Below are 14023 nucleotides of genomic sequence, written 5' to 3' on the forward strand. Positions count from 1 at the left end.
GCTTGACGGGGGAGGATTTCATGAGGGGGAGCTCCTTTCAGAAGAGAGTGGGGGCAGGCAAATTACGCGAACCCTTGTGTATTGAAACCTCTAAGGAAAGCAAATCACGCAGTCCAGGTGCGTTAGGCACCTGGTGGGTCCAGGGCAAAGCCCTGGCCGCCGGAGGCGACCTTGACCTTAAAAAGGCGGCGCAGACAACAAAGGCGCGAGGTACAAGTCTACCTAACCGGAGCGGTAGAGACGGGGTAAAGCTGCGCCGCCGTCGACTTGCCGCAGGCAAGTCGGACTTAGCGAGGTCGACCAAAGGGAGACCAGCGGACTGCTGGCAGCTGGTGAATTTGGAGGAAGGGGCTTGTTGTGTCGTGCTTGTTGAGTGAAGTTGGAATAAAAAGAAGATGATATTTTTCGCTCGGCGGGCGGTTGGCAGTCGGGAATTTGGAGGAAGGGGCTTGTTGTGTCGTGCTTGTCGAGCGAAGTCGGAATAAAAAGAAGATATTTTTTCTTTCGGCGGGCGGTTGGCAGTCGGGAATTTGGAGGAAGGGGCTTGTTGCTTCGTGCTTGTCGAGTGAAGTCGGAGCAAAAACTTTTCATGAACGATTCTTCTGCCATGCGGCCGAGGGTTGTCCTTCAAAATTGAGGCCGATTTGCCTATGCCGTTTGTCTATTCCCATAAAATTTGAATATTCAGCCGCGCAAGGTTGCAAAAAGGCTTGACACCGTTATGGGTAAGGGGTAAAATGGGGGAATATAACCAAAACCAGAAAGGAAGGGCCCAATATGCAGAGGCTGAATCAGGAAAGCCCCCAGAGCACCACCATCCAGGAGCTGTGCGCCGAGTACCGGAGCAACAACGCCATTACCCGGGAGCAGTTTGAACGCCACGACGTGAAACGGGGCCTGCGCAATGCCGACGGCACCGGCGTGATGGCCGGACTGACCCATGTGTGCAATGTCCACGGCTACCTCATCGACGACGGAGACAAGGTTCCGGACCAGGGCAGGCTCACCTACCGGGGGATTCCGGTGACGGATATTGTGGAGGGCTGCCGGGCCGAGGGCAGGTTCGGGTTTGAGGAGGCGGCCTGGCTGCTCATCTTCGGCAAGCTGCCGGACCAGCGTCAGTATAAGCGCATGTGCGGCCTGCTCTACGACAACCGGGAGCTGCCGGAGTATTTCCCTGAGGATATGATCATCAAGGCCCCCTCCCGGGACATTATGAACAAGCTGGCCCGGTCGGTGCTGGCGCTGTACTCTTATGACGACGACCCGGAGGACCCTTCGCTGGAAAACAACATGCGCCAGGCCATCTCTCTCATTGCCCGGATGCCCTCTATCATGTCTTACGCCTATCAGGTCAAACGCCGGCATTTTGACCGGGAGAGCATGTTCTTTCACCCCTACGAGCCCGGCCACTGCACTGCCGAGGCCATTCTCAACGCCCTGCGCCCGGACCGGCGGTTTACCCGGCAGGAGGCGGAGCTGCTGGACCTGTGCATGGTGCTTCACGCCGAGCACGGGGGCGGCAACAACTCTACCTTCACCACCCGGGTGCTCACCTCGGCGGGAACGGACATCTACTCGGCCATTGCCGCGGCGGTGGGCTCGCTGAAGGGCGTGCGCCACGGGGGCGCCAACCACCGGGTGCGGCGGATGATGGAGGACCTGATGGCTAACGTGGGGGACTGGGCCGACCAGGAGGAGGTGGAGAAGTATCTGGAAAAAATTCTGCGGGGAGAGGCCGGGGACGGCAGCGGGCTGATTTACGGCATGGGCCACGCCGTCTACACCATGTCGGACCCCCGGGCGGTGATTTTGAAGGCGCAGGCCAAAAAGCTGGCGGAGGAGAAGGGCTGCGGCAAAAAGCTGGCCCTGTATGAGCTGGTTGAGAGGCTGTCGCCCCAGGCGTTTTTGCGGGTGACCGGGAAGGAGAAGGTGATCAGCGCCAACGTGGACTTTTACTCGGGACTGGTGTACGAGATGCTGGGGATTCCGGAGGAGCTGTTTACGCCCATGTTCGCGGTGTCGCGGATTGCGGGATGGTGCGCCCACCGGATTGAGGAGCTGACCACAGGCGGGCGGATTATGCGGCCAGCGTACCGGGCCCTGCCGGTAAAACAGGCCTATGTGCCCCTGAGCCAGCGGGCGCAGGGCTGAGGCCGCCCCCTTGTCCCCGCATATAAATTGCTATTGGAAAAGCCGCCGGAATATGCTATAATGTTCTCAGGATATTTTGGGGGCAAAACGGTTCCCCGGAGAAACGAGGTTAGAATCATGAAGAATTCCCATCGTCTGACAGCAGTCAACGGCGTCAAGCTCATCTGTGTGGCGACCGCGGCGGCTATTGCTCTGCGGTCGCTGCTGATGCTGTTCTTTTTTGACTTTGACACCGGCTTTTATACCGACGGCGGCTGGACGGCCTGGCTGAGCCTTTTGCTCCCTGCTGCGGCCGTGGCCGCCGCCGCCGCGCTGTGCCGCCGGGACCAGGAGAGCCTGGGCCCCTGGCAAAGCCTGCGCAGGCCTGTGCTGGGCGCCCTGGCCGCGCTCTCGGGGGCGCTGCTGGTAACCAGCGCTTTGGTAATGGCCGTGGACTTCAGAGCCTACCTGGATACCGGGGCCTCTCAGTTCGAGTCTGTGCGCCAGGGGGCCAACCATGTGCTGTATATAGCGGCCAGCCTTTTGTTCGGGGCGGTGCAGCTGGCAGGGGCCGCGGGCCTGGTAAGCGGGCGGGACCTGTTTGTGAAAGCCCCCCTGCTGTATGTGCCGGCTGTGCTGTGGGGCGTGGCAAACCTGGTGATGGTGTATGTGTTCTACGCCAAGTTCTCCTCGCCGGTAGAGAATGTGTTCTCTATGGTGGGGGCGGCGGCGCTGCTGCTGGCCCTGCTGTATCTGTGCCGGCTGTTTGCCGGGGCGGGCCCCCAGGGGGCGGGCCTGCGGCTGCTGATGACCGGAGGCCCGGCGGTGATGCTGACAGTGGGCAGTCAGACCGTGGACCTGGCCATGCGGCTCTCGGGCAAGACCTATGCCGGAGAGCTGCCCTCCTGCTGCCAGCTGAGCGTGCTGGGGGTGGGGCTGTTTGTGCTGGCCGCTATGGTCTCTTATGTGGGGCATGGCCAAGAAGAGGAGGCCCCCCGGCAGGACCCGGCGGAGGGGGAGCATGAGGCATAAGGGGACGGTCCGGCTGGAAACCAGGCGGCTGGCCCTGCGGCGGTTTGTGCCGGAGGACATGGAGAGCTTTTACCGCCACTGCCTCAGCGACTGGCAGGTGTGGCGCTGGACCAGCTACCCGAAAATGGATTCCCTCCAAGACGTGCAGGAGAAGGGCGGGCTGTTCACCCCCCCATGGTTTGAGGCCTACGCCCAGCCCCAACGGTACAGCTGGGCCATTGCCGAAAGGTCCGAGGGAGGCTTGGGGGGCCCTGCCATTGGCCGGGTGTTTGGTATGCGCCCTGACGACAGAACGGAAGACATAGAGCTGGCCTATGAGCTGGGCCGGGCCTTTTGGGGCCGGGGCTATATGACCGAGGCGGTGGCGGAGGTCCTCCGCTTCTTTTTTGAGGAAGTGGGCTTCTACCGGGTCCACTGCTATCACGCACAGGGCAACCCGGCCTCGGGCAGAGTCATGGAAAAATGCGGGATGCGCCAGGAGGGCGTTATGCGGATGGCCTGCGTGTGCAACGGGGGCCGCTACAGTCAGGTGAACTACGCCCTGCTGCGGGAGGAATATGAGAAAGAGAGGGAGCGAAGATGAACGACCTGTATCACGGCTCGGCGGCGAAGGGCATTCGGACGCTGGAAGCCGGGTCTCTTTTGCACGGGACCGGGCAGCGGGTGGTCTATCTCACAGACAGCCTGGCCTATGCCCTGTTTTATCTCTGGGACGAGGCCCATGTGGGCTGGCCCCAGAAGCATGTCACCGCCTGGGTGGAGGCGGGGCTGGCCCAGTATGAGGAGCAGTTTGCGGGCCAGCTGGAGGCCTTTTACCGGGGGGCCTCCGGCTGGCTGTACCGGGTGGAGCCCGGGCCCCTTGCCCGGCCGGTAGAGGGCCGGGAGGGGATGTTCTATGTGCCCGAGGGCACGGCGGTGGCTGAGGCCCGGTTCATCCCCGATGTGTATGAGGCCCTGGCGGAGCAGGAGCGTCTGGGCAGGCTGAAGGTCTGGCGGTTTGCCCAGCGGACCCCACAGGAGCGGGAGGAGCTGACCGGGCGGGTTGCCCGGCATCTGGCCGCCAACGGCCTGTTTGAGGGCCGGCAGGAGGCGGGCTTCTTCCAGCGGTATTTTCCTGAGGCTTGGGAGCAGGCGCTCCGGCTGGACCGGCCATGAAAGGGAGGGGCTGCTTCTCCGGCGCGGCCCATGCCCCGGCGGAGACCTTCCGCAACGCCGCCATATTCCGGCAAAGAACAGGGGGCGGCGGAGGGCCGGGAGGAGGCTGCGCCCCTTGGGCAAATCAAACAGAATCGTTCCGGCATTTTTTCGGCACAATTTGGTGGCAAAGACTTGTAATTCTGGAAGAAATGTATTAAAATAGGGGTAGTTCAGAACCCCATCAATTCTTAGGAGGTAATTCCAATGTCTGTAAAAGTCGCGATCAATGGTTTTGGCCGCATCGGCCGTCTGGCCTTCCGCCAGATGTTCGGCGCTGAGGGCTATGAGGTGGTCGCCATCAACGACCTGACCAGCCCCAAGATGCTGGCTCATCTGCTGAAGTATGACTCCGCTCAGGGCCGCTACGCTCTGTGCGACAAGGTGGAGGCCGGCGAGGACTCCATCACTGTGGACGGCAAGACCATCAAGATTTATGCCGAGAAGAACGCCGCCGACCTGCCTTGGGGCGAGATCGGTGTTGACGTTGTGCTGGAGTGCACCGGCTTCTACTGCTCTAAGGAGAAGAGCCAGGCTCACATCGACGCGGGCGCCAAGAAGGTTGTCATCTCCGCTCCCGCCGGCAGCGACCTGAAGACCATTGTTTTCAGCGTGAACGAGAGCACCCTGACCGCTGAGGACACCATCATCAGCGCCGCTTCCTGCACCACCAACTGCCTGGCCCCCATGGCCGACACCCTGAACAAGTACGCTCCCATCCAGAGCGGCATCATGACCACTGTCCACGCCTTTACCGGCGACCAGATGGTTCTGGACGGCCCCCATCGCAAGGGCGACCTGCGCCGCGCCCGCGCCGCCGCTGTGAACATTGTTCCCAACAGCACCGGCGCTGCCAAGGCCATTGGCCTGGTCATCCCCGAGCTGAACGGCAAGCTCATCGGCTCTGCCCAGCGCGTGCCTGTGCCCACCGGCTCCACCACCATTCTGGTGGCGGTTGTCAAGGGTGAGAACGTGACCGTGGACGGCATCAACGCCGCCATGAAGGCCGCTGCCTCCGACTCCTTCGGCTACACCGAGGAGCCCCTGGTGTCCAGCGACATCATCGGCATCACCTACGGCTCTCTGTTCGATGCTACCCAGACCATGGTCACTGAGATTGGCAACGGCCTCTATCAGGTCCAGGTGGTCTCCTGGTACGACAACGAGAACAGCTACACCAGCCAGATGGTGCGCACCATTAAGTACTTCGCCTCCATCTAAGGGACAGCGGTTCTGCCTCTAAGCTGTGACAATATGAAAAAAAGCCCTGCGGACGAGCTCCGCGGGGCTTTTTGCATGGGGCTTTTTGTTGACATAATATGCCGGCTGTGCTAAAATCAAACTGGACGTTGTCGCATCAGGCGGTTTAGCTACTCCCCTGAAAGGGGGTGAGGCTGATGGGAAAAGTATGGAAAGCGCTGCGGTTTGCTTTGGCCATTCTCTTTTGGCTTGCAGTGCTGATATACCTAGCACCAAAAGCATGCTAGCCGCCCGGATCGCCCCCGGACGGCTAGTGTGAAAACACTTTACTGTACCAAAAGGGCAAACCGCAGATGCGATGATGTCCCTTATGTTTACATTATACGCCAGCGGGCGCGGGCTGTCAAGCATGTTTTTGCTTGTGCCCCCAGAAGGAGCGCGGCCCCTTTGCAGCCTGGTTTCTGTTGACATAATATCCCAGCTGTGCTAGAATCATCGTGGACGTTGTCGCATCGACGTGAAAAAGTCTAAGGCGGCTAGCCCCCCGGAAGGGGGTGGTCATCTTCCTGAGATCACTGGAAGGGAGGTGGCGCGCTATGGGAGCAAAAACGCTGCGTTTCGCAGTTTGTATTCTGATCGCCCTCGCGGTGGTCATGTACATAGCCCCAAAAGCGTGTTAGCCGCTCGGCCAGACCCCGAACGGCTAACATAAAGTTTTGTTAGTAATGATAAGGGCTAGCCGCCATGCGGCAACGTCCCTTTATGTTTATTATACGCCAGCGGGCGCGGGCTGTCAAGGGTGTTTTTGGATTCAGGCTTACAGATTCTCCGGAAGGTCCAGAGCGGAGAGGGCGGCCAGCTCGTCTATATCATAGGTTTTGGGGGTGCGGAGAGAAGCCTCCTCCTTTGGCTTCGGCTTATTCCTGCTGTGGCTGTGCCTGTATTGGCCGAGGGAAAGCTGACAGAGGCTGTACTGGCTGGGCTGGCCCTTGCGCCCGGAATGAAACTGGATGAGCCCTGCCGCCGCCAGCTTGCGCCGGTTCCGAATCAGGCTGGCTTCGGCGCAGTTTCCCAGCATGGCCATCAGCCTGTGGTTGTCCGCCTGCACGGTGGGGGGCCAGCCCGCCCGGTTGAATATATGCAGCAGCTTGAGATACAGCAGCTGGGCCGTGGGGGGCAGGGCGCTGCTCTCCAGATACTGATGGAAGCGATTGAGATAGTCGAGATAGCTCATGGATGCACCTCCTGATAAAATGTCCTTCTACCCATAGGCCTAAAATCCTGTTTTATTGCCTTGAAAAGAACAACTTTTTGAAAAATTTCTCAAATAATATTGGCTGCCCGGGGACTGTGGGGAGCAAAAAGCCTGCAACCGCCCGTTTTTTATTTGACAGCAGGGGAGGCGTCCCATTTTGCCCCAGGCCTCCGGCTAAGTCCGCAGAAAAAAGGCTTGACTTAGACCCTGCTCCATGTAGTATAATAGAACAAATACATACCGAAAGTGAGGAATTTCTTATGTCTGACGCTTACCTGGGCCAGGACGTCAAAAAGCTGGGCTTCGGCCTGATGCGCCTGCCCATGAACGGGGAGGAGATCGACATGGAGCAGGTCAAAAAAATGGCCGACCTGTTCATGTCCAAGGGCTTTACCTATTTCGACACTGCCTATGTGTACCATGGGGGCAAGTCTGAGGTGGTTCTGGGCGAGGCCGTGGTCAAGCGCTTCCCCCGGGAGAGCTTCCAGTGCGCCACCAAGCTCCCTCTGTGGGACCTGAAGGACGCCGCCGACATGGAGCGGGTCTTCCAGGAGTCTCTGGACCGGGCGGGGCTGGCCTATTACGACTTCTACCTGCTTCACGCCCTGGGCAAGGAGAGCGCCCAGAAGGCCGAGGACCTGGACGCTTGGGGCTTTATCCGCAAGCTGAAGGACCAGGGCCGGGTGAAGCATATTGGCTTCTCCTTCCACGACTCTGCCGAGGTGTTGGAAGACATCCTCTCTAAGCACCCCGAGGCTGAGTTTGTCCAGCTGCAAATTAACTATGCCGACTGGGAGAGCGATGGGGTTCAGGCCCGCAAGTGCTATGAGATTGCCCGCAGCCATGGCAAGGCGGTGATCATCATGGAGCCTGTGAAGGGCGGCGCGCTGGCCACCATGACCCCTCAGGTTCAGGAAATCTTCAAAAAGGCCGACCCCAACGCCTCGGTGGCCAGCTGGGCTGTGCGCTTTGCCGCCTCTCTGGACGGGCTGGTGACTGTGCTCTCGGGCATGAGCAGCATGGAGCAGATGGAGGACAACCTGAGCTACATGACAGACTTCAAGCCCCTGAACCAGGAGGAGCGGCAGGTAGTCGGCCAGGTGGCCGATGTGCTGAAGAACACCCCCACCATCCCCTGCACCGCCTGCAAATACTGTGTAGACGGCTGCCCCCAGAAGATCAACATTCCCGGCGTCTTCCAGGCTGTGAACCAGCTGACCCTGTACGGCGATGCCAACCGGGCCAAGGGCCACTACAAGCACGCGGTGGGCGAGGGCGGCAAGGCCAGCGACTGCATCCAGTGCGGGGCCTGCCAGGGCCACTGCCCCCAGCACCTGGAGATCATCGAGCTGCTGAAGGACGCGGCTGTCAAGCTGGAGGACTGAGCCCCCGGCCATGCAGCCGGATTTCAGAAAAGGCCAAGCCAGCCTGTTGGCTGACAGGGCTTTCTGACCCAGGGCTTCTTGCTTAAAAGACAGCGTTTCCATTTTTCAGCAAGCCCCTGGTCAAGGGACGGAGCAAAAAGCAGGCATTCGGCCAAAGGGCTGAACGCCTGCTTTTTTTGACGGGATACCCACGCAACGGTAAGGACAGGACATCGGAAGCCCACCCGCGGGTTTTTGCCCGCAGGTGGGCTTTCTGTGTGTCAGGCTTTGTACATTCTGGTCACAAGCAGGCCCAGGCCCAGAATGAGCACAGAGCCCCCCATCCAGAGCCAGCCGCTGAGGAGAGAGGGGGAGGCCTCCTCGCCGCCGGAGAAATTCCCCCCGGGGGGCTGCATATTGCCCCCGAAGCTGCGGCCAGAGCCGGAGACTTCCGAGGAGCCGGAAGCATCCTCCTCGCCGCTGTCGGAGAAATTCCCCTCAGGGGGCTGCATATTGCCCCCGAAGCTGCGGTTAGAGCCAGATGCTTCCGAGGAGCCGGAAGCCTCTTCCTCCCCTGACGGCGGGGCCTGCCCTTCAGAAGGGCTTTCCTCCCCGGCGGAGCTTTGGGCCTCTCCTCGGCCGGCTGCTTTGCCCGGAGAGCCGCCCATGCCGCCGTTCATGGTTCCCATGTCAGAGAGGGTGATGGCAGAGGCGTCCGCGTAATTCATGGGGCTGGCGGTCTCGCCGTTGGCCAGCTGGGCGGCAATGCTCTCGCTGCGCAGGGCGCAGAACTGCCGGAGGGTCTCCGCCCCCAGCTCAAACTCCTCATAGCTGTAAAAGGCGGTGGGGTCCTTTGCCACATAGGACCGGATCAGCTGGTAGGCCTGGGTGATCATGTCCTCTATGTCCACCGTGCTTAAAAATTCGGCAAAATACTGGTGGTATAGCTGGGCGTATTCCTCGTTTTCCACAATCCAGCTCCACATGGGCCGGTCCGAGGCGTCGCCGGACACTGGCGCGTCAATGGGGGTGTTCACCGCGCTGCCAGCGTCCCCGCCCCCAAAGGTTCCAAAGGCCAGGTTGTAGTCCCAGGGGAGCATAGCCAGCCGCCCCTCCTCCTCGTAGAGATAGTAGTTGTGGACCATTGTGCCGGTGTAGCTGTCGTCGTTGCAGACATAGTTGTGGACCACAAAGTAGCGAATCACCTGCTGGATATCCACCACCGAGGAGAGGTCCTCTCCGGCCGACAGCTTTTTCAGGGACTGAATCAGGCGGCGCTGGTCAGCCTCGGTCATGCCGGTTTTGGCATTCTCCCAGATGTTGGGGTAGCTCTCCGGGTCGTCGTCGATATATTGCAGCTTCACATCAGCCGACCCCATGCCGCCCCCCATGCCCGGGGGCGAGCCCGCCTCCCGCCCCTCGGCCCCCAAGGCGGCGGAGGGGTCAAAGCCCTCGGGCGGGTCCGCAAAATCAAAGCCGCCGGAGGCCCCTTTAACGGAGGGCATGGCGGGGGGCTCCCCGCTCCCAGAGGGCGGGTCCCCTTCCGCGCTGCCGCCGGTGAAGTCGAAGCCGCTCATGGAAAAGTCCTTTGCCATGCCCCGGCCTCCCCCAAAGCTCATGCTGTCCGGCTTGTAGAGCTGCCCCTGTTCAGAGCCGTAATTGCGCTGCAAAAAGGCCTCCTCCACCCCCTCCACTGCCAGATACAGCCCCCAGTCCTCCCCGTTTACGGTGAGAAAGGCGAAGCTGCACAGGGAGGACTTTACCCCAAAGGCGTTCATCAGGGTGTAGGTAAGATAGTCCTTCAGCATGGTGGCGTCCTGAATCAGGTTGTTCAGGCTCAGCTTGTCCAGCCCATAGTAGGACTTGCCGCTGTCGTAGTGGTCGAACTCCACCTTAAGGCTGTAGCGCTGGCTGCCCAGAGAGGCCACGGTGGACAGAGAGGTGTTGCCCTTTGCCCGAACGCCCACATTTTTGCAGGCCTCCCCGTCAATCACCACATTGGCCTCATAATATTCCTCGCCGGCGGCGTTGGCAAGCAGGTCTTCCCAGTCGTTCATCACAATGTCAATGGTGTGTACCTTTGTGTTGTCAAACAGACGCTGCTCATAGCCCAGGCTCCGGGCTCCGGCAGAAAGGCCCAGAGCCTTGCCGTTCATCAGAAGAATGGTGAGCGCCAGGGCCAGGGCAGTGACAGTCCATGCGGTGCGGTCTCCATGCTTTTTCATAGGCTACCCCATGTAGTCCCCGTTGTAGGAGACCAGCACCGCGCTGTTGACGCCGGGCATTTCAGAGAGCTGGTTGACAAAGTCCGTGTTGTCCTCCCTTAGCCGAAGCTCCAGGTTCAGCTCAATCGTCCCCCTCACCACGGTTTTGCTTTTGACTGTGGCGCGCAACGCCCGCTGGGCCAGAAATTCTCTGGCATTGGCCTCCGCCTGCTGGCCGGCGCAGCTGAGCGCTACCAGATAGGGGCGGCTGTGGGGAGCCCGGTTCACAAACGCCAGCAGAATGACCCCCACGCAGACGCTGCCAATCACCGCCAGGGGAATCATGCCCGCTGCCAGAATAATGCCCGCGCCAATGGCCCAGAACAGAAAAGCAATGTCCAGTGGGTCCTTGATGGCGGTGCGGAAGCGGACAATGGACAGCGCGCCCACCATGCCCAGGGACAGAACCACATTGGAGGTGACCGCCAGAATCACCGTGGCGGTAATCATGGTCAGGGCGATGAGGGTGACGCCAAAGCCCGAGGAGTACATGACCCCCCGATAGGTTTTTCGATACACCAGAAAAATGAACAGCCCCAGGGCAAAGGAAAGCAGAATGGTCAGGGCCATATCCAGAAGGGATATAGAGGCCACGTTTTCCAGAAAGCTGGACTTGAAAATGTCTTGAAAGGTCATGGTCAGGTCTCTCCTTCTCAAAGCTTGAATTTGCGGCAGGCCTGCTCAGTCGAACATGCGGCAGGCCGCGTATTTGGAAAAGGCGCAGCTGTGCCGGCCGTCCAGCTGCACCAGGTCCCGGACCAGGTCCGGGAGAAAGGCGTCCCATTTCACCTCTAAAATACAGGGGGAGCCGGGGATGGGGACTGTGGGGCAGTGGAGGTCCAGCAGGCGGGCGCTGTGCAGTCCGGTGCGGATGTGGTAGTCCAGAGTGACCCGCACATTGCCGGGGGCAAAGACAAAGGCCTCCCGGGTGTAGTCCACCAGCACCTTGGGCCTCAGCCCCTCCTGACGGAGCCGGGCATAAAACCCCAGCAGCAGCGGGTCGGGGCTTGCGGCCATCCAGTCTATGCTGCCCCCGGCCATGGACTGGGCCTGCCGGGGGGTGAGAGGGACAAAGGTCTTGCGGCCCAGGGCCCCCAGCTTTTGCTTTCGCTCCAGGTGAATCAGCGAGGGGTCATGGTTGTATAGACGAATGCGGTATTTCTCCCGGACCTTCACCCCGTCCAGCTTTTCCCGCAGGGCCTTGTCCTCCAGGTTGTCAAAATACAGGCTGCGGACCTGATACCGCCCCTCCGGGGCGTGGCTGTCCGGGGCCATAACCGCCCGAAGCCGCTGGCGCAGGGCAGGCACATCCTGGGGGCTGATCTCATGCTTTACCTCGTGCCGGAATTCCATAGGCGTTCCTCCTTTCCGCCTCCATTATAGCGGACGAAGCTAAGAGCAGCCTTAGAAAAACCCTCCCGGGAGTGAACAACTCCGGGAGGGTTTGTGAATTCTATGTGAAAAATCCGGTCAGAACCGGGCGGTAAAGCGAATGCGCCCCGCCTGGGGGTACTCTGCGGTGAGCCTGCCGCCCAGAGCCTCCGCAATGGTCCGGGCGGCGGAAAGACCGATGCCGAACCCCGAAACGCCGCCCTGCTGGGTCCGGGCCGGGTCTCCCCGGTAAAACCGCTCAAAAAGCTGTTCCGGGTCCTGGGGCTGGGGCAGGGCGCAGGGGTTTTCCTCCACGACCCACACATGTCCGGCCTGGTTTTTTATGGAAAAGAGGATGGCCCCGCCCTCTGGGGTGTACTTCACCCCATTGTCCAGCAGGGTGGAGACCAGCTGCAAAAAGGAGGTCTTGTGGACAGAGAGCACAACGCCCGGCTGAATGTCCGGGCGGATGGACAGCCCCCGGCCGCGGGCCTGCTCCTCATAGCCTGGCAGCAGAGCCCAAAAGGCCTGGCTGACGTCCACACGCTCAGTGGGCAGGCTGGCGGCCTCCTCTAACCGGGCCAGGGTGAGCAGCTCGGTCATCAAACCATTCAGCCGCTGGGCCTGCTGACGGATGCTGCGGTTGTACTTGGTCTCGCCGTAAATCATGGCAGCGGCGTCATTGCTGGACTGGATGATGGCCAGCGGGGTTTTCAGCTCGTGCCCCGCATTGGTGATAAACTGCTTTTGCTTTTCCAGCCCCGCCAGAATGGGGCGCACCGCCCGCCGGGAGAACAAGGCCACCAACGCCAGAGACCCCAGCCAGCAGACCAGGGCCATGGTGGAGGAGAGGCTGAGCACCATCACAAAGGCGCCCTGCTGGCGGGAGACGTCCAGAAAGACGGTCAGCCGGTCCCCGCCCAGCTGCCGGACTTCATATTTATACCCCTCGATCCGGCCTGAGGGCTGAGCGGCCTGTCCGGCGTAGGCAGCGGCCTGGTCTGGGGTGACAGAGGAAATGTGGTCCAGGTCCACCTCCAGCACATGGCCCTGGGGGCCGGTGCGCACAGTGAAAAACCGAAGGGACTGCATGGCGTCCGGGCTCACCGGGGGCGCGAAGGGCCTGGGGGGAGGGGGCTCCGGCGGCGTGGGCTGGCCCTGGCCCCGGGCCAGGCTGTGGAGCAGGGCATCCGCCTGGCTGTCCAGAACCACCCAGCTCAGTCCGGCGATAGCCCCCACCAGCACGGCCAGCAGAACCGTGACCGCGGACATGGCAAAGAGGATGAACCTTCTGCGCAGGGTTTTTCTCATGGGCTTTGCTCCAACCGGTAGCCCAGGCTGCGCTTGGAGGCGATTTTTACCTGAGAGCCCATGTCCCGAAGCCGTTTGCGCAGGTAGGAGATATAGAGCCACACGCTGTTTACATCCGTCTGGGCATTGTAGCCCCAGGCCTTGACCAGCAGGGCCTCGGAGGACAGGTAGCTGCCCTGATTTGCCATGAGCTGCTCCATCAGCCGGTACTCCTGCTTGGACAGGGGGCATTCCCGCTCCCGGCAGGACAGACAGCCGGAACGGGGGTCCAGGGTCAGGTCCCCGAAGGAGAGCAGCTCTGGGTGAAAGCTCTCCCGCCGCCGGAGCATGGCCCGGACCCGGGCCAGCAGCTCGCCCATGTCAAAGGGCTTGGGCAGATAGTCGTCCGCCCCGGCGTCCAGCCCCCGGATGCGGTCCTCCAGCTGGGTTTTGGCTGTGAGCAGCAGAATGGGCGTTTGACAGCCGTTTTTCCGCAGGCTGGTAAGGACCTGAAGCCCGTCCATTTTAGGCAGCATAATGTCCAGAATGATCCCGTCATACTCCCCGGACAGGGCATAGTCGTAGGCGTCCTGACCGTTGTAAACCGCGTCCACCAGATATTTATGATATGTGAGCACGTCCGCCACCGCCTCTGAGAGCAGCGGCTCGTCCTCTGCGTAAAGCAGCTTCATGGGGCCTCCTTTGGGCTGGGCTTTGGTGTAGAGATGAAAATCTTTCTTTTGGTTTTGGTTGACAGCTGAGGCTTCTGCTCTACAAGAAGATTTTTTATTATGTGGGCTTATCCTTTGGCGTGGGCTCCTGACATTGCCCTTCGGGCAAGTCACGGAGTTTGCCTCGACTCCGAAGGAGTCGCCTTTTGCTTCGCAAAAGTACCGGCAAACTCCTACCGGTAGTCTCTC

At 60.8% G+C, this 14023-nt stretch carries 12 protein-coding genes; 6 read left to right on the top strand and 6 right to left on the bottom strand.

What is annotated here, in order from left to right:
* The first annotated feature begins 777 nt into the window (after nt 1–777).
* The 5 genes from ACTO5E_RS07360 to gap all read left to right on the top strand — a co-directional run bounded on the left by ACTO5E_RS07360 (nt 778) and on the right by gap (nt 5580).
* Nucleotides 778–2154 (top strand): citrate/2-methylcitrate synthase, encoded by a 1377-nt coding sequence (locus tag ACTO5E_RS07360; protein WP_482302765.1) that lies wholly within the window; start codon nt 778–780, stop codon nt 2152–2154.
* Nucleotides 2155–2271: 117 nt separating this feature from the next.
* A complete protein-coding gene (locus ACTO5E_RS07365; RefSeq protein WP_482302766.1) occupies nt 2272–3165 on the top strand; it encodes a hypothetical protein in 894 nt (297 codons plus the stop codon).
* On the top strand, nt 3155–3748 hold the full coding sequence (locus ACTO5E_RS07370; RefSeq protein ID WP_482302767.1) for a GNAT family N-acetyltransferase: 594 nt from the start codon (nt 3155–3157) through the stop codon (nt 3746–3748). The genes ACTO5E_RS07365 and ACTO5E_RS07370 overlap by 11 nt, the downstream gene beginning before the upstream one ends.
* Nucleotides 3745–4320: a hypothetical protein gene (locus tag ACTO5E_RS07375; protein ID WP_482302768.1), complete on the top strand. Its 576-nt coding sequence runs from the start codon at nt 3745–3747 to the stop codon at nt 4318–4320. The genes ACTO5E_RS07370 and ACTO5E_RS07375 overlap by 4 nt, the downstream gene beginning before the upstream one ends.
* A 246-nt stretch (nt 4321–4566) precedes the next feature.
* Nucleotides 4567–5580 carry a type I glyceraldehyde-3-phosphate dehydrogenase gene (gene gap, locus ACTO5E_RS07380; protein ID WP_482302769.1) on the top strand — a complete coding sequence of 338 codons (1014 nt, stop codon included), beginning with the start codon at nt 4567–4569 and terminating at the stop codon, nt 5578–5580.
* Nucleotides 5581–6376: 796 nt separating this feature from the next.
* Here gap and ACTO5E_RS07385 read toward each other — a convergent pair.
* A complete protein-coding gene (locus tag ACTO5E_RS07385; RefSeq protein ID WP_482302770.1) occupies nt 6377–6793 on the bottom strand; it encodes a hypothetical protein in 417 nt (138 codons plus the stop codon).
* Between the two features lie 281 nt (nt 6794–7074).
* Here ACTO5E_RS07385 and ACTO5E_RS07390 point away from each other — a divergent pair, with 281 nt between their 5' ends.
* Nucleotides 7075–8199 carry an aldo/keto reductase gene (locus ACTO5E_RS07390; RefSeq protein ID WP_482302771.1) on the top strand — a complete coding sequence of 375 codons (1125 nt, stop codon included), beginning with the start codon at nt 7075–7077 and terminating at the stop codon, nt 8197–8199.
* Between the two features lie 260 nt (nt 8200–8459).
* On the opposite strand, the gene ACTO5E_RS07395 is transcribed toward ACTO5E_RS07390, so the two are convergent.
* From ACTO5E_RS07395 to ACTO5E_RS07415, 5 genes are all read right to left on the bottom strand, one after another.
* Complete coding sequence (locus ACTO5E_RS07395; protein ID WP_482302772.1) at nt 8460–10403, bottom strand: CotH kinase family protein; 1944 nt, start codon at nt 10401–10403, stop codon at nt 8460–8462.
* Nucleotides 10404–10406: 3 nt separating this feature from the next.
* Nucleotides 10407–11078 (bottom strand): DUF4956 domain-containing protein, encoded by a 672-nt coding sequence (locus tag ACTO5E_RS07400; protein WP_482302773.1) that lies wholly within the window; start codon nt 11076–11078, stop codon nt 10407–10409.
* A 45-nt stretch (nt 11079–11123) separates the two neighbouring features.
* Entirely contained in the window at nt 11124–11795 is a 672-nt protein-coding gene (locus ACTO5E_RS07405) for a polyphosphate polymerase domain-containing protein (RefSeq protein ID WP_482302774.1), read from the bottom strand.
* Between the two features lie 117 nt (nt 11796–11912).
* The gene (locus ACTO5E_RS07410) at nt 11913–13124 is read right to left on the bottom strand and encodes a sensor histidine kinase (RefSeq protein WP_482302775.1); all 1212 of its coding nucleotides are present in this window, start codon (nt 13122–13124) and stop codon (nt 11913–11915) included.
* Nucleotides 13121–13795, bottom strand: coding sequence for a response regulator transcription factor (locus tag ACTO5E_RS07415; RefSeq protein ID WP_482302776.1), 675 nt, complete (start codon nt 13793–13795; stop codon nt 13121–13123). The genes ACTO5E_RS07410 and ACTO5E_RS07415 overlap by 4 nt, the downstream gene beginning before the upstream one ends.
* Nucleotides 13796–14023: the final 228 nt, after the last annotated feature.

The organism is Acutalibacter sp. (genome assembly GCF_056800975.1).